Genomic DNA, 18372 nt, shown 5'->3' on the forward strand with positions numbered 1-18372 from the left:
GTGCAGTATAAGGTGTGTATAAGAGACAGCCTCCGCAAGCCGCTCCGCCTCGAGCCGGGCCTCCTCCGCAAGCCGGGCCTCCTCGGCAAGCCGCTCCGCCTCAAGCCGGGCCTCCTCCGCAAGCCGCCGCTCCTCTTCGAGCCGCGCCTCCTCCTCCGCCCGCTGCCGAGCCGCTTCCTCCTCCCGTCGGACCCGCTCGCGCTCCTCCCAGTCCTCCACGGAGAGCGCCTGCACCCAGCCCTCACGCTCCAGCACGAGCAGCAGCGCTTCCTGCGCGGGCGTCAGCGACTCCGGCTCCCGGAACTCCGCCAACGTCTCCAGGAACGCCCGCTCCGAAGCATCCGCGAGCCACGGCCCACAGGCCTCGACATCCTCACAGCGGAACACCCGCGCCGCCGCGCCGCCATGAATCGGCCCCTCCAGCGCCGCGCGCACCACCCGCACGCCCGAGATGGGCCGAAACCCCTCCGCCTCCACCGTCCCCGGCTCGAACGCGGCCTGCTCCGCCAGCGCACTCAAGCGCCGGACCTGCGCGAGCACCTGCTGCTCCGCCACCACCTCCGGCGCCAACTCGAACGCCTCCAGCGTCTCCTCGTCCGGAGCCCCTGCCCCACCCCGCGCCCACAGCGTGTCCAGCGCCTCCGCGTCCAGCATCCCGGACTGGAGCAACGCCTGCGCCGGGCTCTGGAACCCGAAGCCCAGCTGCGTCCCCACGAGGTTCCCCTCGCGCAGCCACAGCCGGGACTCACGCCCTCCCGAGGAAAGCGTGAGCCGCCCGGTGGCGCGGGACTTGTGGGCGGAATAGAGCGCTTCGGCGGCCTGCGACGGGGTCATGCGTCGCCGCAGTGTAATCCCTCTACACGGCCCCTCAACTTGCCGGGGGCGCTTGCCTGCCTGCTCCGGTGAAACCGACCTGTCGCAGGGCCTCATAGGTCCCGATTCCCACCGACGTGGACAGGTTCAGGCTCCGGCGGTCCTCCAGCATGGGAATGGTGACGGCCGTCCCTGTGCCCCCCTCCATCACCTCCGGCGCCAACCCGGACACCTCCGAGCCGAACACCAGGTGGTCCCCCTCCTCGAACCGGGCCTCATACAGGGATGTCGCGGCCCGGGCGGAGAAGAGCCACCGCCGGGCCTCCGGGTAGTCCGCCACATAGGCCGCGTAGGTTGGATACAGGCGGAGAAATACCTTGTCCCAGTAGTCCAGCCCGGCCCGCTTGAGCTGCCGGTCGTCAATGGAGAAGCCCAGGGGCTCCACCAGGATGAGCCGGCAGCCCGTCACCGCGCACAGGCGGGCGACGTTGCCGGTGTTGGGGGGAATCTGGGGAGAAACGAGGACCAGGTGGAGAGGACGCGCCAGGGGCTCGAGCATGGGGTAGAAGGCGCTACATGCGCTGGAAGGTGAACAACGAGACGCGGCAACGGCTGCTGGCGGACCGGGCCGACAAGGCCACCTCGTTCCTCCAACGGTTCAAGGGACTCATGGGGCGCCGCTCGCTGGAGGTGGGCGAGGGGCTCCATATCGTCCCTTGCAACTCCATCCACACTTTCTTCATGCGCATCCCCATTGACGTGCTGTTCCTGGACGCCCGGGGCCGCATCGTCAAGCAGATGCCCGCATTGCCGCCCTGGCGTGCGACATCCGTGTATTTCCAGTCACGCTCGGTCCTGGAGCTTCCCGCGGGGGTCCTGGCCGCCAGCGGCACCCAGGAAGGTGACGTGCTGAGCTTCGAGCCGGTTCCTTGAGGCCCTGCCCGAAGTGCCCCTGCCTGTCCGGCCGGGATGCACGAGTTTTGACCGATTTCCGAGCGCTTTGTTAACCTCCGGCGCCACGTTTTCTCGCCCTTTTAGAAGAGTTCTCGCGCATGCGCATCGAGGTCGCTGGCAGCACCCACGTTGGGATGAAGCGGAATCACAACGAGGACAACTTCCTGATGCTCCCGGAAGAGTTTCTCTTCTGCGTGGCGGATGGCATGGGGGGCCACTCGTCTGGAGAAATCGCCAGCCGCATCGCGGTGGACGAGCTCGGGGAGTTCTACAAGCTCACGGCCAAGGACCAGGACTGCACCTGGCCCTTCAAGATGGACAAGACGCGCAACTATGACGAGAACCGGATCGCCACCGGCATCAAGCTCGCCAACGCGCGCATCTTCGAGAAGGCCTGCTCCGAGTCCAAGTACAAGGGCATGGGCACCACCATCGTCACGGTGCACTTCGGCCAGAGCGCCGTCTACGTGGGCCACGTCGGCGACAGCCGCGTGTACTACTTCCGCGGCGGCGCCCTGAAGCAGGTGACGGAGGACCACTCCCTCCTCAACGACTACCTCAAGGCGAAGAAGCTCTCGCCGGAGGAAATCGAGAACTTCCCCCACAAGAACGTCATCGTCCGCGCGCTGGGCATGAAGGAGAACGTCCAGGTGGATGTCTCCCGCGTGGAGCCGCAGGAGGACGACGTCTTCCTGCTCTGCTCGGACGGCCTGAGCGGCATGGTGACGGACGCGCAGATGCAGGAAATCCTGCAGCGCACGCCGGAGCTGGAGAAGGCCTGCTCGCAGCTCATCGACATGGCCAACGCCGCGGGTGGCAACGACAACGTCACCTGCGTGCTGGCCCGCTACCACGCCGCCTGAGCGGCGGCGCTCAGCGCCCCTTCAGCGGCGCGGCAATCCGGTGCGCGCCCCAGGCGAGCACCTCGGAGAGCGACTCCCCGGAGGACACCTCGGTGTCCTCGAAGACGGTGGCGCGCGAAAGCCGCGCCCCTGAAGCCACCTTCGCGCCCGGCTCCGGCGACACGCCCGGCCCCACGGAGGCCCCGTCCGCCACCGCGCTGCCCCGCCCCAGGTACGCCGGGCCCTCCACCGTGCCGTCCACACGCGCCTCCGCGTGCGCCCAGGTGCCGCTCGCGCCGCGCGCGGTCCCCGCCAGCGGTGAGTCCGCGCCCAGCCACTCCAGCCGGACGCGGCCGGCGAGCACGTCCTGCACGGTGGCGAGGTAGCGCGACGGCGTGCCCAGGTCGGACCAGTACCCGTCCACCCGCACGCCGCGCACCGTCTGCCCCGCCGCCATGGCGCGCACGTAGACCTCGCGGTTGATGTCCTCCGCGCCCTCCGGCGACATGAAGTCGAAGACGCGCGGCGACATCACGTGCACGCCGGTGAAGTGCCACGGCGACAGGCCCTCACCGCCGGGGCCGTGGCCGGCGATGCGGCGCACACGGCCTTCCGCGTCCAGCTCCACCGCCGCGTAGCTCTCCCCCGCGGGCATGGGCTGCAGCACCATGGTGGCCAACGCGCCAGAGGCCTGGTGCACGGCCACCACCGGCCGCAGGTCCACCGGGTAGAGGATGTCGCCGTTGAAGACGATGAAGTCGCCGTCCGACAAGAAGTCCCGCAGGCCGCGGATGCCGCCGCCGGTGCCCTGGATGACGGGCTCGTTCACCCTGTGCAGCGGCAGCCCCGCGCGCGCGCACTCGGCGCGGGCCACCGCCGCCATGGTGTCCGGCAGGTGGTGGGTGTTGATGCCCACCGCCGTCACGCCCGCGGCCTTCAGCACCGCCAGGTGGTAGCGCAGCAGCGGCTGCCCCAGGAAGGGCATCGCCGGCTTGGGCCAGCGTTCGGTGAGCGGGCGCAGGCGCGTGCCCAGGCCCGCGCAGAGGACCATGGCCTTCATCTCAGGCCGCCAGCTCCGGGACGTACTTCGCCACCAGGTCCTGCAGCTTGCGCAGCTCCGGCCGCCGCGCGAAGCCGTCACGCACGTAACGCAGCGACGCGGGGATGGACACCAGGAAGCCCGGGTTGCCCTTCACGCGGTGGATGAACTCGAAGCGGCCCGCGTCCTTCAGCTTGCGCTGGATGGTGAGCAAATCGAAGAAGGCCTTGAAGGACGCCGCGTCGATTCGCTCGCCGCTCACCTCCTGGAAGGTGGCGATATAGCGGTCCAGCATCGCGTCCACGAAGTCGCGCTCCAGCTCCACGTAGCTGTCGCGCAAGAGCGCCACCAGGTCGTACTGGCGCGGGCCCTGGAGCGCGTCCTGGAAGTCGATGACGACCAGCTCGCCCTCCTTCACCATGATGTTGCGGCTCTGGTAGTCGCGGTGCGTGAAGCCGCGGGGCGCGGCGGCCAGCTGCCGGGCGATGTCGCGGAAGGTGGCGTCCAGTTCGGCGCGCTCGGCGTCCGTGGGCGTCTTGCCGCTCCACGCCTCCAGGCCCCACTCGCGGAAGTGGTGCAGCTCCCAGTCGTAGAGGTCCTCGTCGAAGGCGCGGGTGAAGGCCAGGCAGTCCGGGTCCTGCTGCTTCTCCGCCGCCGCGCGCAGGCGCGCCAGCAGGTCCACGGCGCGGGTGTAGAGCGCCTCGTGGTGCTTGCCGCCCTCCAGCGCGGACTCGAAGGTGATGTCGCTCAAGTCTTCAATCACCATCATCCCCGCCGGCTCGTCGTAGCGGAGGATGCGCGGCACCCGCACGCCCAGCTTCTCCAGGTAGCGGTGCACGTTGAGGAAGGGCAGCTCCTGGGGCGGCTCGCCCTGGGTGGCCTCGTCGCTCTTCTTCGTCGAGTCGGGCGGCATCACCATCACCACCCAGCTCTCGGGCGGCGCGCCAACGCGGTAGTACGAGCGGCTGCTCGCCTCGCCCTTCAGCTTCGTGATGGGGGCGCTGGGAACGGGACGGCCAATGGCCTGTCCCACCTGGTCGCGCAAGGCGGCCTCGAGTTCCATATCGACGGGGTTCTCCGGAGGGGGTTGACGCAAGTCGCACCCGAGTATCGGAGGCGCGCCCATCCGGGTCAAAGGCCTGTCCGAGGGGATGCCCGCCCGCCCCCCGGGCTGTCGCCAACCCGACGAGCGGCCAGCCATCCTCCACCTACGTCCGGGTGCGTCGGAACTCCCTGCCCACCGGGGTGGGTTCAACGCTCTCCAGGGGCGCCAGAGGCCACACGCTGTCGACCGGGCCCGTGCGGCGGCATATAAGACGCGCCGCGAACCCTCATTTACTTACGGAAGCCGCGATGGACATCCACGAGAACATCCTCTCCGCCATTGGCAACACGCCGCTGGTCAAGCTCAACAAGCTCGTCGGGCCGAACGACGCGACCGTGCTGGTCAAGTGCGAGTTCATGAACCCGGGCGCGTCCATCAAGGACCGCATGGCGCTCTACATCCTCGAGAAGGCCGCGCGGGAGGGGAAGCTCAAGCCCGGCGGCACCATCGTCGAGAACACGTCCGGCAACACCGGCATGGGCGTGGCGCTGGCGGCGGCCGTGAAGGGCTACAAGTGCATCTTCACCATGCCGGACAAGATGTCCCTGGAGAAGATCAACCGCCTCAAGGCGCTGGGCGCGCAGGTGGTGGTGACGCCGACCAACGTGCCGGCCGAGGACCCGCAGAGCTACTACGAGACGGCCAAGCGCCTGCACCGCGAGACGCCGGGCGCGTTCATGCTGAACCAGTACCACAACCCCGACAACATCGAGGCGCACTACAACACCACCGGTCCTGAAATCTACGAGCAGACCGAGGGCAAGTTCGACTACTTCGTCGCGGGCCTGGGCACCGGCGGCACCATGAGCGGCGCCGGCAAGTTCCTGAAGGAGAAGATTCCCGGCCTCAAGAATGTCGGCGTGGACCCGGAGGGCTCCGTCTACGAGGGCTACTTCAAGACGGGCAAGCTGGGCGAGCCGCACGTCTACAAGGTGGAAGGCATCGGCGAGGACATGCTGTGCGGCGCCATGGACTTCACCCACCTGGACGACGTGCGCCAGGTCGATGACCGCCAGTGCTTCATCGCCGCGCGCCGCCTGGCGCGTGAGGAAGGCATCTTCGCCGGCGGCTCCTCGGGCGCGGCGATTCACGTCGCGGTGCAGTTGGCCAAGGAAGTGGGCAAGGGCAAGACGATTGTCGTCGTGCTGCCCGACTCGGGCAGCAGCTACATCAGCAAGTTCCACTCGGACGAGTGGATGCGCGACAACGGCTTCCTGGAGGAGAAGGGCGCCGGCACCATCCGCGACATCCTGGGCGACCAGCCCAAGGACGTGAAGACGGCGCGCCGCGGTGACAAGGTCGACCAGGTGGTGGAGACGATGCGCGGCCACGGCATCAGCCAGATGCCGGTGGTGGGCGCCGACGGCCGCACGGTGGGCATGGTGCACGAGTATGACCTGCTCAACGCGCTGGTGGCCGGCAAGGCGAAGTTCTCCGACACCATCGACAGCATCATCGCGCCGCTGCAGGGCGCGCTGTCGCTGGACACCAGCATCGCCCGCCTGCGTGAAGTCTTCGCTCAGGACAACGTGGCGGTGGTGAAGGACGGCGAGAAGGTGGTCGGCATCGTCAGCAAGATCGACCTCATCGACTACCTGCACCGCACGGCGGCGTAGTCCCCGGCGCGCTCGCGGCTGGGAAGCACCGAGGGCCTCCACGTCTCCTCAGCGGAGACGGGAGGCCCTTCGTGTTCACGGACGCCGGCCGAAGAGCACGTTGGCCAGCTCCGTCATCACCACCTCGTCCTGCTGGTTGCGCACCTCCATGCGGAGCTTGATGGCGCCCCGGTCCGGCTTGCTGCGCGACGGCGTGGCGGAGACGACCTCCACGCGCACGCGCAACGTGTCCCCGGGGCGCACGGGCTTGAGCCAGCGCAGCTCATCCAAGCCAGGCGAGCCCAGGCTGGACGTCTGCCCCAGGAAGCCCTGCACCAGCAAGCGGTGACACAGGGAGGCGGTGTGCCAGCCACTGGCCACCAGGCCCCCGAAGATGCTGCCGCGGGCGGCCTCGTCGCTCAGGTGGAAGGGCTGCGGGTCGAACTGCGTCGCGAAGGCGATGATTTCCTCGCGCGACACCACGTGGGGACCGTGTTCGCTCACGTCCCCCGGCTGGAAGTCCTCGAAGTAGCGCATGGGCGCTACTTCACCTCGGCGGGTCCTTGGGTTCCAGTTCCTCCGGGTGGAACACGCGCGAAGCGACGCGGTCCAACACCTGGGAGTTCCACTTGATGCTGGCCTTCATCAGCCGGCGCATCTCCTTGGCGAAGGCGCGCTCGGCCGGCATGCGGGTGTACGTCCGGGCCAGGTAGAGGCCCCGGTTCTCCCGCTCGTAGTCCACGGTGCCGCCGCCGGCGTCCGTGCCCTCCCGCTCCTCGGCCTGGAAGCCTTCGATGACGCCGGGCTTGGGCGGCTCGCGGAAGCGGTACACCAAGGCGCTGCACTTCAGCGCCTGGGTGTCCTCCAACCACTCGAAGTACAGCGATGCGCCCCCCGCGTCGAGCCCACCGAAGCCCTGGGGGTTGATGCCCGGGCTGGGCGGCGTGCCCTCTTCATGGAGGAAACCCTGGACCAGCCGCTGGGCAGACTCCCGCGTCAGCGGCGTATCCGCCGGGGCAGCGGGGCCCAGGCCCGAAATCCAGGACCTGAGCAGGCCAGCGAGGCCACTGCGGGGAGCGGTCGCCATGGGTTACTGGTTGAAGTTGCCTTCGCGGGCCTGGTCGAACGGCACGCGGTTCTTGAGGTAGACGTCCTCGAACTTGTGGCCGTCGAACGGGTTCAGGTGGAACTCGTTGAAGTGGTGGACCTTGGAGCCCTCGCCACCGTCCGCGATGGGGTTCCACTTGTCCGCGACGGGGCCCAGGCCGAACATGCTGGGGACCGGGTCGCCACGGTTCACGTAGTGCACGTAGTTCGGGCCGTCCGGGTACGTGGTGGCGGCGGCGCCGAACGTCTCCACGTCAATCTTCCCCATCATCGACTGGGCGTCCTGCTTGGACATCCCGTCTTCGATGCGCAGCCGGTTGTACACGTCGTTCAGCGCGCGGCTGGAGATGAGGCCACCCTGGCTGTGCGCCATCAGGTGCACGTCACGGCCGGCCTTGATTTCCGTGTAGAGCGCGTCCGCGAGGGTGTCCACGGCGGGGTTGGTGCCCTTGTCCAGCTTGTCCTTCACGCACTGGGCCAGGTCCGCGCCCATGCCCTCGGTGGCGTTGTGGATGCCGACGACGCGCGAGCCCGTCGCGTTGGCGATGGCCTGCAGGCTCTCCGACTGGGCCTCCTTCGACGTCAGGATGCCGTTGACGTAGAGGACCGTCGACTGCGGGTTCGGGTTGTTGGCCGGCGTCACGCCCGGGATGTCCGCCAGCGGGGTGCCCGGGGGGAAGGTCGCGCCGTCCGCGCCCAGCAGCTTACCGTCGTGCACGCGGTCCGGCTGGTTGCCGCCGCCGAAGAACTCCTGCACGCCCCGAGTCGCGCCACCGACGACGTTGCCCACGCCCCGGGCGGCGCCGGAGGCGGCGTTCTCGAAGCCATCCACGAACTGGCCGACCTTGCGGCCACCGGCGGCAGCGGCGTCCTTCACGTTGTCGACGGCGTCGCCAACGACGTCCTGCGTGCGGTCAATGGCCTTTTCGGCACCGGTACGGACCTTGTTGATGAACTTCCCGATGGGGTTCATGGGGGCTCCAGGACGATTTGAAAGGGGTGGACTGCTGGTGAGGGGATTATCGTCCCAGGGTCTGGGAAGTTGCGGTGCCCCTCACTTTGCCGCACTGCGACAAAGGATCAGCGTCCGAAGACGCGGTCCGCCACCCGGTTCAGGACGGTGCTGCTCCACTCGAGGCTGGCCTTCATCAGCCGCTTCATGTCGTCGTTGAAGATGGGGATCTGCGGCGCGGTGGTGTAGGTGCGGCTGAGGAACAGGGACTTGTTCTCCGGCTCGAAGTCCACGGTGCCACCGCCGGTGTCCGTGCCCTTCTTCTGCTCCTCCTGGAAGCCCTCGAGGATGCCCGGCTTGGGGGTGTCCCGGAACCGGTGGATGAGGGCGCTGCACTCCAGCGCCTGCTCCTTGTCGTGCCACTCGAAGTAGAGCTGAGCGTCGCCCAGGGCGACGCCGCCGAAGCCCTGCGGGTTGATGCCGACGCTGTTGGGGTTGCCGTTGGCGGCGAGGAACGCCTGCGCCAGCATCTGCGCTTCTTCTCGGGTCATGGGGGGTCGGTCTCCAGGGACGGGCACTGTCTGAGCCAGTAGCCTAGCAAATCAGCCCGCCGCCTCCAGCCTGGACGGCGGGCCACGCGCCCCTGGCGGCTACTTCGCGGCGTCGAGCGCCTGCGCCAGGTCGTCCACCAGGTCCTGCCCGTCCTCGATGCCCACCGACAGGCGGATGAAGCCGTCGGTGATGCCCAGCTGCTCGCGCGTCTCCTTGGGGATGGAGGCGTGGGTCATGATGGCCGGGTGCTCGATGAGGGACTCGACGCCGCCGAGCGACTCGGCGCAGGCGAACACCTTCACCGTCTTGAGGAAGGTGCGCGCCGCCGCAAGCCCCCCCTGGATGTCGAAGGTCACCATGCCGCCGAAGCCCTTCATCTGCTGCTTCGCGAGCGCGTGCTGCGGGTGCGACTCCAGGCCCGGGTAGGTGACCTTCTTCACCTGGGGGTGCGTGGCCAGGAACTGGGCCACCTTCATCGCGTTCTGCGCGTGGCGGTCCATGCGCACGTGCAGCGTCTTCACGCCGCGCAGCACCATGAAGCTGTCGAAGGCGCCGGACACGCCGCCCACCGCGTTCTGGAGGAAGTACATCCGCTCCGCCACGTCCTCGCGGCTGGTGCAGACGAAGCCGCCCACCACGTCGCTGTGGCCGTTGATGTACTTGGTGGTGGAGTGCGCCACCACGTCGAAGCCGAGCTCCAGCGGGCGCTGGAAGTACGGCGTCATGAAGGTGTTGTCGGCGACGGAGAGGATGTTCCGCTTCTTGGCGACCTCGGCGATGCGCGCCAGGTCGATGAGCTTGAGCATCGGGTTGGTGGGGGACTCCACCCACACCATCTTCGTCTTCGGCGTAATCGCCGCCTCGAAGTTCTCCGGCTTGGACAGGTCCACGAAGGAGAAGTGCAGCCCGGCCCGCCGGAACACCTTGTCGAAGAGGCGGAAGGTGCCGCCGTACACATCGTCCGAGACGACCACGTGGTCGCCCGAATCCAGCATGTGCATCAGCATGTCCGTGCCCGCCAGGCCGGACGCGAAGGCCGCGCCGTGCTTGGCGCCCTCGAGCGCGGCCAGACAGGCCTGGAGCGCGTTGCGGGTGGGGTTCTGCGTCCGGCTGTACTCGAAGCCCTTGTGCTCTCCGGGGCCGTCCTGGACGTAGGTGGAGGTCAGGTAGACGGGCGTCATGATGGCGCCCGTGGTGGGGTCCGGCTCCTGACCGGCGTGGATGGCAAGCGTGTCGAAGCGCATGCCGGGGCAACTAACACAGTCCCTCCCGGCCGCGCAGCAGGACCCGCCTATTCGAACGTCCCGTGACGCCCCGCCCCCTGGGCAAAACGCGTGGCGCCGACAATGGACTCCGACTCCAGCACCTTGACGCCGCGGGCGAACTCCTGACGCAGTGCTTCCTCGGTGCCCAGCCCCGCCTGGGCGTAGGCGGAGCGCCGGTCCGCGTTCATACACGCCTGAGGGAAGGCGGCCACCTGGCGCGCCAGGGACTCCGCGGCCTCGCGCGCCTGCCCCCGGGGCACCACGCGGTTGACCAGCCCCATGGCCAGCGCCTCCTGGGCGGACACGGGCCGGCCCGTGAGGATGAGGTCCAGCGCGCGCGACAGGCCGATGAGCCGCGGCAACCGCACCGTCCCCCCGTCGATGAGGGGCACGCCCCAGCGGCGGCAGAAGACGCCCAGGACGGCGTCCTCCTCGGCCACGCGCAAGTCACACCACAGCGCCAGCTCCAGCCCGCCCGCCACGGCATGGCCGCAAATGGACGCGATGACGGGCTTGGACAGCACCATGCGCGAGGGGCCCATGGGCCCATCCCCGTCCAGCTCCAGGCGGGGCATCCGGCCCTCGGAGACGGCCTTCAGGTCCGCTCCGGAGCAGAAGGTGCCCCCGTCTCCATGGAGCACGCCCACCCGCGCGTCCGGGTCCGCGTCGAAGGCACGAAAGGCCTCCGCCAGCGCGTGGGCGGTGGCGCCATCCACGGCGTTGCGCACCTCCGGGCGGTCCAGGATGACGGTGGTGACGGGGCCGGTCCTCTCGACGCGCACGCTCATGGCGGCGGAGTCTTCTTCCCTCGCGTCCGGACCGCAACCGGTGCCCGAGCGGCACAGCGGGCAGGCCGGACACCCCGTGGCCGCCTTTCGGAGCTTGTCGGACGTCGGAGACTCAGGGATGAGGGGGGCCGCGGTCGTCTGGACGGAAGGACGCTTGGGCATGGCTGACAAAGAAGGCACTCACGACACAACCGCCCCCGAGGGCATGTTCGCCAACCGCCTGCGCAAGGGGGACAAGCGCTTCCGCAAGTGGGCCCGGACGCAGGGCCTGACGGCCTTTCGCGTCTACGACAGGGACATCCCCGAGTACCCCTTCGCCATCGACTTCTATGGCGACTGCGTCCACGTCGTGGAGTATCCCCGCCGGCGCGCCATCGCCTCCGGCGCCGCGGACACGCAGCGGGAGGAGGTCCTGGCCGCGGTGACGCAGGTGCTGGCCGTGCCCCCCGAGCGCATCTTCGTGAAGACGCACACGCCCCAGCCCTGGGGCCGCTCGCAGTACGGCCGGGTGGGCCAGGACAGCGGGCGCATCGTGGTGGAGGAGCAGGGCCTGAAGTTCTGGGTGAACCTGGGCGACTACCTGGACACCGGCCTCTTCATGGACCACCGCAACACCCGCGCGCGCGTGCGGGAGGAGGCCCGGGGCAAGCGCTTCCTCAACCTCTTCGCGTACACCGGGGCCTTCACCGTCTACGCCGCCGCGGGAGGCGCCGCGAGCACGACGACGGTGGACCTGTCCAACGCCTACCTGGACTGGGCCGAGGACAACCTGGACCTCAACGGGCTGGCCGACGCGCGGCACACGCTGGTGCGCGCGGATGCCAAGGCCTGGGTGGAGGCCCAGGCCGACGCGCCGGAGCGGTACGACCTGGTGGTGTGCGACCCGCCGTCCTTCTCCACGTCGAAGAAGATGTCGGGCAGCTTCAACGTGCAGCGCGACCACCCTCGCCTGCTGGCCGCCATCCGGGCGCTGCTCGCGCCCGGCGGCGTCCTCTACTTCTCCAACAACTTCCTGGGGTTCCAGTTGGAGCCGAAGGCCACGCGGGGAATGGAGGTGGAGGAAATCACCCCTCGCTCCATCCCCGAGGACTTCCAGCGCAAGGAGATCCACCGCTGCTGGCGCATGGTGGCTCCCTGACGCTGGCGTCCGTCCCGGCTACAGCCAGCAGACGCTGTCGATGCAGCGCTCGCCGGCGGGGCACTCGCAGTTGGCCTGGCAGCTGTTGCCGCTGCCGGTGTTGACGGGCTTGCAGACGCCGTCCGTGCAGGCCTGACCGGACGGGCACTCGCAGTTGGCGCGGCACACCGGGGTGGACGTTCCGGAGTCCTGCACCGGCGGCGGCGCGGGCACCTTGCACTGGCCGCTGGAGCAGACCTGGCCCGACGGGCAGTCGCAGTTGGCCTGGCAGGCCGGGCCCGTGCCCGCGTCCGGCGGCGGAGGCGGCGGGGCCGGCGGACGGCAGTAGCCGTTGGTGCAGACGTCACCCGAGGGGCAGTCGCAGTTGGCCACGCACGTCTGGCCCGGGTCCGGCTGCGGCGCCTTGCACTGGCCATTGAAGCAGACCTGGCCGGCGGGGCACTCGCAGTTGGCGCGGCAGTCGCCCCCGTCCGGGATGGGCATGCAGTAGCCAATCTGGCAGCTGTAGTCGTCCGGGCACTGGGTGGTGGAGTCGCAGGCCGCGCGGCACTGGCCATCCACGCAGTCCTTCCCGTCGGTGCAGTCCGCCGCGGTGGAGCAGGTGTTCGGGTCCACCGGGCGCGGGCGGCACAGGCCGCTCACGCAGGTGTCCGTGGCATCACACCAGGAATCGTCATAGCAGCCGCGGATGCACTGGTTGTTGATGCAGTAGCTCCCCGCCCCGCAGTCCATGTTCACGCGGCACTGCTGAGAAGAACCCCCGTCCACGCCCGCATCCGGGCGCGTCCCACCGTCGGAGCCAGCGTCCGGACGCGTCCCGCCGTCCGTCCCCGAGTCCGGGCGCGTCCCGCCGTCGGAGCCAGCGTCCGGCCGCGTCCCGCCGTCCACGGCGCCGTTCCCGACGCAGTAGTGGTCGTCGCACCGCTGGCCCGCGCCGCAGTCGGAGTCACGCGAGCAGAACTGCGAGCAGACGCTGTTGATGCAGACCTGGGACCCGGGGCAGTCCAGCGAGGACGAACACTCGCCCGAGTCAGGAGGAACGGTCCGACAGACGCCGCTGCGGCAGCTCTCACCGATGTCGCAGTCCCGGTCGGTCGAGCAGTAGCAAATGTCGTCGTCGTAGTCGTCGTACCAGTCATCCTCTCCATGGACGATGCAGCCCGGGAGGACGGAGAGGACGGCGAGCAGCGGCAGCCACATGAGGCTACGTATGGGGGTGTTCCGCATGAGTGGGGACTCCGAAAACTCAGGGGGTACCGGTCCGGCCACCGGAGGTGTTGCCCGGTTTCAGCAGCGGTGGACTCCGTAGCGCAGACGGATGATCAAAAAATTTATTTGATCGGCTTTCGTCTTTCCGGAGACCCATGGCCATGGAGGTATGTAGTGGCCCGGACCTTTCAGTGGAGGGAGCCCCCCTGGTGTTCCTGCGTGGAGCCCGCTCATTCGCGCCCGTCGTCGGCCAGGACGAGGTGCGGCTCCAGGCCCTGGTCCGGCGCATCCAGGAGGGCGACCTGACGGCATTCGAACAGCTCTATGCCCTCACGCAGGCGGAGGCCTCGCGCACCTTGTGGCACCTGGTCGGCAACCGCGTGGACGTGGAGGACCTGCGCCAGGAGGCCTACCTCCGGCTGCTGACGGCCGTGAAGAGCTACCGGGGCGAGTCCCGGTTCCGGACCTTCTTCTATCGCGTGTGCTCCAACGTGGCCCTGTCCCACCTGCGCTGGAAGCGGCGCCGGCCGGAGGACTCCGTCTGGGAGCTGCCGGAAACGGCGGCGGAGGGGGAGGACCCCGAGCGGATGGCCTCGCGGCGTCAGGCGGCCCGGCTGGTGGAGCTGGCGCTGGAGCGGCTGAAGCCGAAGAAGCGCATCGTCTTCGTGTACTACGAGCTGTGCGGAATGAACCCGGACGAGATTGCCGAGGCCGTGGGCAGCTCGCCCAACACCGTCCGCAGCCGCCTCCACCATGCGCGGCTGGAGTTCAACGAAGCCATGCAGCGACTGCTCGGCGCCAACCGTCCCGGAGGTCTCCATGGCTCGCCATGAGCACCGCTCCCTGTGGGCCCTGGCCGCGGACGAGCTGGACGCGGCGGCGCGCGGCCGGGTGGAGGCGCACGTCGCCACCTGCGTTGAATGTGCCCAGGCGCTGGAGCAGGTGCGGCAGTCCCGCGCGGTCCTCCACGAGGCACGCGGCACCCTGCCCCCGCCGCGCACGGACGCCATGGGCGAAGGACTCCGCGCGGAGGCGGCTCGGCGCCTGGCCCGTGGCGCGCCCAGGGCCCGCTGGCCGTGGGCCGTGGCGTTCGCGGGCGCCTGCGCGGCGATGCTGGCGTTCTGGATGGTCCGCGCGCCTCGGGCGATGGACGAGGGCGGAGCGCTCGTGGCTCGGGGGGAGACTGCGTCTGGTGTCTCCGTTCCGTCGCACGGCGGTGACATGGTGCCCACGGGGCCCTCGGCTCCGGAGACCGCCGCGCACGCCGCGACCGGCGGCGAGCCGCCTGTGCCCACGAACGCGGCGGAGCAGCTCGACGCCACCACGGAGACGGAGCGGGTCGCCGTCGCGGGGGCCATCCTGCGCGAGGCGGGAGGCACGGAGCGCGCGCTCAAGCCCGGCATGCGGCTGCGCTCGGGTGTGGCGGTGCGGACGCCCGCGCGCTCCAGCGCGTTGCTTCGGCTGCCGGATGAGAGCCGCGTTCGGCTGTCGGCGGGCTCGGAGGTGGAGCTGTCCCGCGCGGAGTCTCGCGATGTGCACCTCACCGTGAACAAGGGGCGCCTGTCGGTCGAGGCCTCGCATACCGCGCGCCAGGGCTTCGTGGTGGAGGTGGCGGGCCTGCGCGTCTCCGTGGTGGGCACCCTCTTCACGGTGGAGCGCACGAAGGACGGCGCCGCCGTGGCCGTCGCGGAAGGGAAGGTCCGCGTCGAAGCGGAAGGCCAGCCGCCGCGGCTGGTCGGTCCTGGCGAGCGCGTGGAGCTGCACGCGGCGAAGCACACGCTGAGCCCTCGGAAGCTGTCGAAGCCGGACCTGCGGGCCATCGCGGAGCTCCGGGACCCGGAGGATGAAGTCGCTGTGAGCCCGCCCCGCCCCACCAGCGCGCGTCCGCCCTCCAGTCAGAAGCCCGAGCCAACGGACGCGCCCGCCCCCACGACACCAGGCGCGGTGGCGGCCGTGACGCCCACGACGCGGGAGCCCATCGGCGAAGCCCCGGCCCCCGAGCCCGCGCCGCCGCCGGCGAATGCACTGGCGCCCGTGGCCGCCGCGGGCAGCACGCCGGCCACGCCCTCGTCTCCCGTGGACCCGAACCACGACGAGTTCGCGCCCTACCCCGTGCCGTCGGTGAACGTCCCTTTGCCGGCCGAGCCGGAGCCGCCGCCAGACGCCGTGGCGAAGAAAGCCTCGAAGAAGCGCGGGCCCATGATTCCCATGGCCCTGGTTTCCAAGGACGCGGACGAGCGGTTCCTGGGCTACGCCCGGCTCCAGGTGAACTCGCGCAAGTGCGAGCGCTTCCTCGTGGGACTGGACGAGATTGCCCAGCGCAGCCCCCGGGCCGCCCACCGCGAACAGGCGCGCTACCTGCGCGCGCGGTGCTTCGAGGAGAAGCTCGAATCGCACCGGGCCCGGGACGAGTACCGGCAGTACCTCAACGACTTCCCGCGAGGACGCTACGCCAAGGAGGCCAAGACGGGGCTGCTGCCCTGAGCGGGCGGCAACGGGCCGCGGACTCAGCTGCCCGTGCGAGGCAGCTTCTGGGGCGGCTCGGTGGCGTTGCCTCGCGCCACCAGCTCGCGCACCACGGACTCCAGCGCGCGGATGCGGCGGCCCGCGCGGCCCGGGGCCCACTGCGGCACCTCCGGGCCCTCCAGCTGCGTCATCGCCTGCTCCACGCCGCCCGCCTTGCCCTTCAGCGCGCGCGCGGTGGCCAGGCGCACGCTGCTCGCCGGGCGCCGGGTGATGCCACCCGCCCACAGCAGGTCCAGCGCGAACGTGGTCCACACCGCCAGCTCGTCATCGGGACGCAGGAAGGCCTCGAAGCGCTTCATCGCCTCGGCCCGGGGCTCGCCCGCGCGGAGGATGTCTTCCGACAGCTCCACATGCAGCGGCGTGCTGTAGGCCAGGGGTTGCTCGGGCGCGATGATGGCCTCGAAGCGCTCGCCCGTGGCCGGACGGCACGCCACCGCGTGCACCAGCTCCGTGGGAATCTCCTCGGCCCCCGCGGGGTGGGCGTTCGCCTCGCCGTAGAAGACGACGAGCTTCTCGAAGCGCTCCGCCAGCGTGCGCAGCTCCAGCGGCGGACGCCACGGCCCGAAGTAGATGCGGCGCCGGTTGGGCGAGGTGCGCGTCGACTGCCGCGCCAGCTGCGTGTCCACCATGTACTCGAAGGCCCGCAGCATCGTGTCGAAGCGCGCCGGGTCGCCTTCCAGGACGCCCAGCATCTCCACCACCGCCTCGATGGTGGACACGCAGTGGTCCGCGGGCTCCGCGCGAATGCGGTAGTTGCTGGGCCGGCGCGGCACGAAGCCGATGCGCGGCAGCCCCGCCAGCACCGGGTTGCGGGATACGACCTTCTTCGCCTGCGGCCAGGTGCCGTCCACGACGATGAGCGTCTTGGGGGGATTCAGCCGCGCCTCCTCCACGGTGATGGCGTCCTCGCCCGGGAAGAGCACCGCCACGGAGTCCCGCTGCGCGGCCAGCTCCTCGATTCGCCGGTGGCCGGAGAAGTCCACGCCCTCATGCAGCTCTGAGTTGCTCAGCGACAGGTGGGCCATGCGCGCGGTGCCAATGGCCACGCGGCTCTCACGCGGGTGCTGGAGGAACACGACGCGCGTGCGCGTCTCCAACCGGGGCGGCAGTTGCGCGCAATAACACGCGCTCTCGGGACGGCGGCAACGCAGGCAGAGGTTACGCACGGCCACCGCCTTTACGGCACGCCCCGGTGAGGGGCAAGTCCCACCACGGGAGCGCCGGGCAGGCCGGGTGCCCGGGGACCGGCTTCCCCAAGGCAACGGCGGCCGGGCACGAAGGCCCCGGTCGGCGCCGCTCCGCATTCACGGCGACCCGAGCCCGCCTTCGCGGCATGACGGCGATTGTCACTGCTCGGGCAGGCCGCGCTCTCGCGCCCAGCGGCCGTGGGCATGTCGCCGCAACACGGCGAGCCGCGCTGGGTCCATCAGGGACTCGAAGGACGCGAGCCACTCGTCCATTTCGCTGCAGTGCGCGTCCCGAGGTCCTTTGAGCGCATTGCGCATGATGGAGCCGTTCCAGGTGTCGAACTCGCGCGCCGCCGCGTGGTCGAACGCCGCGCGGCCCTCCTCGGTGGCCAGGTACTCGCCCAGGCTCGCCTCCATCCAGGTGGAGAGCTGCTCGTCGCCGTGCTGGCCCCGGCAACTGAGCAGCCGGGCCGCCGCCAGGGCGCAGGTGTCGGGAGCCCAGCCATGACGCTCGATGAGCTGGTCGAGCGTGCCCCACTGGCCGACTTCGTGGTCCAGGTCGCAGCTTCGCAGGAAGTCGATGTACGCGGGGAGCCAGGTGCGGTCGCGCAGGACCAGCGCCTCCATGGCCTGCGTGCCGGCCGGGGTCTCCGCATCGGCCCACATGCGGTTGCCATTGGCACCCGCGCCGGTGACGACGGCGTAGTCGCGCAGCAGCGGGTGCAGGGACTCGAAGTGGGCGGCGTGCTCACACACCTCGTATTCGCTCAGCTCCCACTGGGCGGCGCCATCGGCGGTTGCCCCGCGCAGCGAGAACGTGAACGTATGCAGGCCGCCGTCGCCGCTCGCCTGCCGAGCCCCCTCCAGGGCCCGCATCACCGCACGCAGGACCTCGCGACACGTGTCCTCCGCGGGGGGGCCGTCCTCCACGGCGCCGGCAATGGGAATCACGGACGTGACGGGCGCGCGCTCGTTCTTGCCTCTGGACTGGATAAGCAGTTCGGTTCCCACGCTGGCGGTCCCTTCGTCATGTTCGGCTGGCGAACACTACCTCTGCCGCGGGCGACGGAGTACAGAAGCCCGGTGAACCTGCTGCTCCTGGTGGACGAAGACCTCCTGCCCGACGGCACCGCGCGCCTCACCGGACGGCGGGCCCAGCACGCCCGCGAGGTGCTGCGCGCCGAGCCCGGCGAGTCCCTCCGCGTAGGGCACCTGGGAGGCCTCACCGGCACCGGCGAGGTGCTGGAGAACAGCGCGGGCGTGCTGCACCTGCGCGTCACCCTCACCGAGCCCCCGCCCC

The 18372-nt window shown here is 70.1% G+C and carries 18 protein-coding genes and 2 pseudogenes; 7 read left to right on the forward strand and 13 right to left on the reverse strand.

Annotated features, from left to right (window positions below):
- Both G4D87_RS40000 and G4D87_RS15990 read right to left on the reverse strand, forming a co-directional pair.
- Positions 1-834 (reverse strand): annotated as a pseudogene (locus tag G4D87_RS40000) (DUF4388 domain-containing protein); the annotation flags it as partial.
- Between the two features lie 34 nt (positions 835-868).
- Positions 869-1372, reverse strand: a complete 504-nt coding sequence (locus tag G4D87_RS15990; protein ID WP_163782936.1) for a tRNA (cytidine(34)-2'-O)-methyltransferase — start codon at positions 1370-1372, stop codon at positions 869-871.
- A 17-nt stretch (positions 1373-1389) separates the two neighbouring features.
- Here G4D87_RS15990 and G4D87_RS15995 point away from each other — a divergent pair, with 17 nt between their 5' ends.
- Both G4D87_RS15995 and G4D87_RS16000 read left to right on the forward strand, forming a co-directional pair.
- Positions 1390-1746, forward strand: a complete 357-nt coding sequence (locus tag G4D87_RS15995) for a DUF192 domain-containing protein (protein ID WP_163782937.1) — start codon at positions 1390-1392, stop codon at positions 1744-1746.
- A gap of 119 nt (positions 1747-1865) precedes the next feature.
- Positions 1866-2630: a Stp1/IreP family PP2C-type Ser/Thr phosphatase gene (locus tag G4D87_RS16000; RefSeq protein WP_163782938.1), complete on the forward strand. Its 765-nt coding sequence runs from the start codon at positions 1866-1868 to the stop codon at positions 2628-2630.
- A 10-nt stretch (positions 2631-2640) separates the two neighbouring features.
- On the opposite strand, the gene G4D87_RS16005 is transcribed toward G4D87_RS16000, so the two are convergent.
- Together G4D87_RS16005 and G4D87_RS16010 are read right to left on the reverse strand one after the other, a co-directional pair.
- On the reverse strand, positions 2641-3669 hold the full coding sequence (locus G4D87_RS16005; RefSeq protein WP_163782939.1) for a nucleotidyltransferase family protein: 1029 nt from the start codon (positions 3667-3669) through the stop codon (positions 2641-2643).
- A gap of 1 nt (position 3670) precedes the next feature.
- The gene (locus tag G4D87_RS16010) at positions 3671-4711 is read right to left on the reverse strand and encodes an aminoglycoside phosphotransferase family protein (RefSeq protein WP_163782940.1); all 1041 of its coding nucleotides are present in this window, start codon (positions 4709-4711) and stop codon (positions 3671-3673) included.
- A 290-nt stretch (positions 4712-5001) separates the two neighbouring features.
- On the opposite strand from G4D87_RS16010, the gene G4D87_RS16015 reads away from it, so the two are divergent.
- On the forward strand, positions 5002-6369 hold the full coding sequence (locus tag G4D87_RS16015; protein ID WP_163782941.1) for a pyridoxal-phosphate dependent enzyme: 1368 nt from the start codon (positions 5002-5004) through the stop codon (positions 6367-6369).
- Positions 6370-6444: 75 nt separating this feature from the next.
- On the opposite strand, the gene G4D87_RS16020 is transcribed toward G4D87_RS16015, so the two are convergent.
- The 6 genes from G4D87_RS16020 to G4D87_RS16045 all read right to left on the reverse strand — a co-directional run bounded on the left by G4D87_RS16020 (position 6445) and on the right by G4D87_RS16045 (position 11012).
- Entirely contained in the window at positions 6445-6885 is a 441-nt protein-coding gene (locus G4D87_RS16020; RefSeq protein WP_163782942.1) for a MaoC family dehydratase, read from the reverse strand.
- Positions 6886-6895: 10 nt separating this feature from the next.
- Complete coding sequence (locus tag G4D87_RS16025) at positions 6896-7435, reverse strand: hypothetical protein (protein WP_163782943.1); 540 nt, start codon at positions 7433-7435, stop codon at positions 6896-6898.
- A 3-nt stretch (positions 7436-7438) separates the two neighbouring features.
- Positions 7439-8428: a hypothetical protein gene (locus G4D87_RS16030; RefSeq protein WP_163782944.1), complete on the reverse strand. Its 990-nt coding sequence runs from the start codon at positions 8426-8428 to the stop codon at positions 7439-7441.
- Between the two features lie 107 nt (positions 8429-8535).
- On the reverse strand, positions 8536-8958 hold the full coding sequence (locus G4D87_RS16035; RefSeq protein WP_163782945.1) for a hypothetical protein: 423 nt from the start codon (positions 8956-8958) through the stop codon (positions 8536-8538).
- Between the two features lie 99 nt (positions 8959-9057).
- A complete protein-coding gene (locus G4D87_RS16040; RefSeq protein WP_163782946.1) occupies positions 9058-10203 on the reverse strand; it encodes a cystathionine gamma-synthase in 1146 nt (381 codons plus the stop codon).
- Between the two features lie 47 nt (positions 10204-10250).
- Positions 10251-11012: a crotonase/enoyl-CoA hydratase family protein gene (locus tag G4D87_RS16045; protein ID WP_163782947.1), complete on the reverse strand. Its 762-nt coding sequence runs from the start codon at positions 11010-11012 to the stop codon at positions 10251-10253.
- 160 nt (positions 11013-11172) lie between these two features.
- On the opposite strand from G4D87_RS16045, the gene G4D87_RS16050 reads away from it, so the two are divergent.
- Complete coding sequence (locus tag G4D87_RS16050; protein ID WP_240358317.1) at positions 11173-12150, forward strand: class I SAM-dependent methyltransferase; 978 nt, start codon at positions 11173-11175, stop codon at positions 12148-12150.
- Positions 12151-12168: 18 nt separating this feature from the next.
- On the opposite strand, the gene G4D87_RS16055 is transcribed toward G4D87_RS16050, so the two are convergent.
- Positions 12169-13377 carry a DUF7107 domain-containing protein gene (locus tag G4D87_RS16055; RefSeq protein WP_163782949.1) on the reverse strand — a complete coding sequence of 403 codons (1209 nt, stop codon included), beginning with the start codon at positions 13375-13377 and terminating at the stop codon, positions 12169-12171.
- A gap of 191 nt (positions 13378-13568) precedes the next feature.
- On the opposite strand from G4D87_RS16055, the gene G4D87_RS16060 reads away from it, so the two are divergent.
- A complete protein-coding gene (locus G4D87_RS16060; RefSeq protein WP_240358319.1) occupies positions 13569-14192 on the forward strand; it encodes an RNA polymerase sigma factor in 624 nt (207 codons plus the stop codon).
- The gene (locus tag G4D87_RS16065) at positions 14179-15843 is read left to right on the forward strand and encodes a FecR family protein (protein ID WP_240358320.1); all 1665 of its coding nucleotides are present in this window, start codon (positions 14179-14181) and stop codon (positions 15841-15843) included. The genes G4D87_RS16060 and G4D87_RS16065 overlap by 14 nt, the downstream gene beginning before the upstream one ends.
- A gap of 23 nt (positions 15844-15866) precedes the next feature.
- On the opposite strand, the gene G4D87_RS16070 is transcribed toward G4D87_RS16065, so the two are convergent.
- Positions 15867-17057 carry a tRNA-uridine aminocarboxypropyltransferase gene (locus G4D87_RS16070; RefSeq protein ID WP_163782951.1) on the reverse strand — a complete coding sequence of 397 codons (1191 nt, stop codon included), beginning with the start codon at positions 17055-17057 and terminating at the stop codon, positions 15867-15869.
- Between the two features lie 174 nt (positions 17058-17231).
- Positions 17232-18023: a hypothetical protein gene (locus G4D87_RS16075; RefSeq protein ID WP_163782952.1), complete on the reverse strand. Its 792-nt coding sequence runs from the start codon at positions 18021-18023 to the stop codon at positions 17232-17234.
- Positions 18024-18155: 132 nt separating this feature from the next.
- Here G4D87_RS16075 and G4D87_RS16080 point away from each other — a divergent pair.
- A pseudogene (locus tag G4D87_RS16080) lies at positions 18156-18372 on the forward strand (16S rRNA (uracil(1498)-N(3))-methyltransferase); the annotation flags it as partial.

Source organism: Myxococcus vastator (assembly GCF_010894475.1).
GTDB classification, from domain to species: Bacteria; Myxococcota; Myxococcia; order Myxococcales; family Myxococcaceae; genus Myxococcus; species Myxococcus vastator.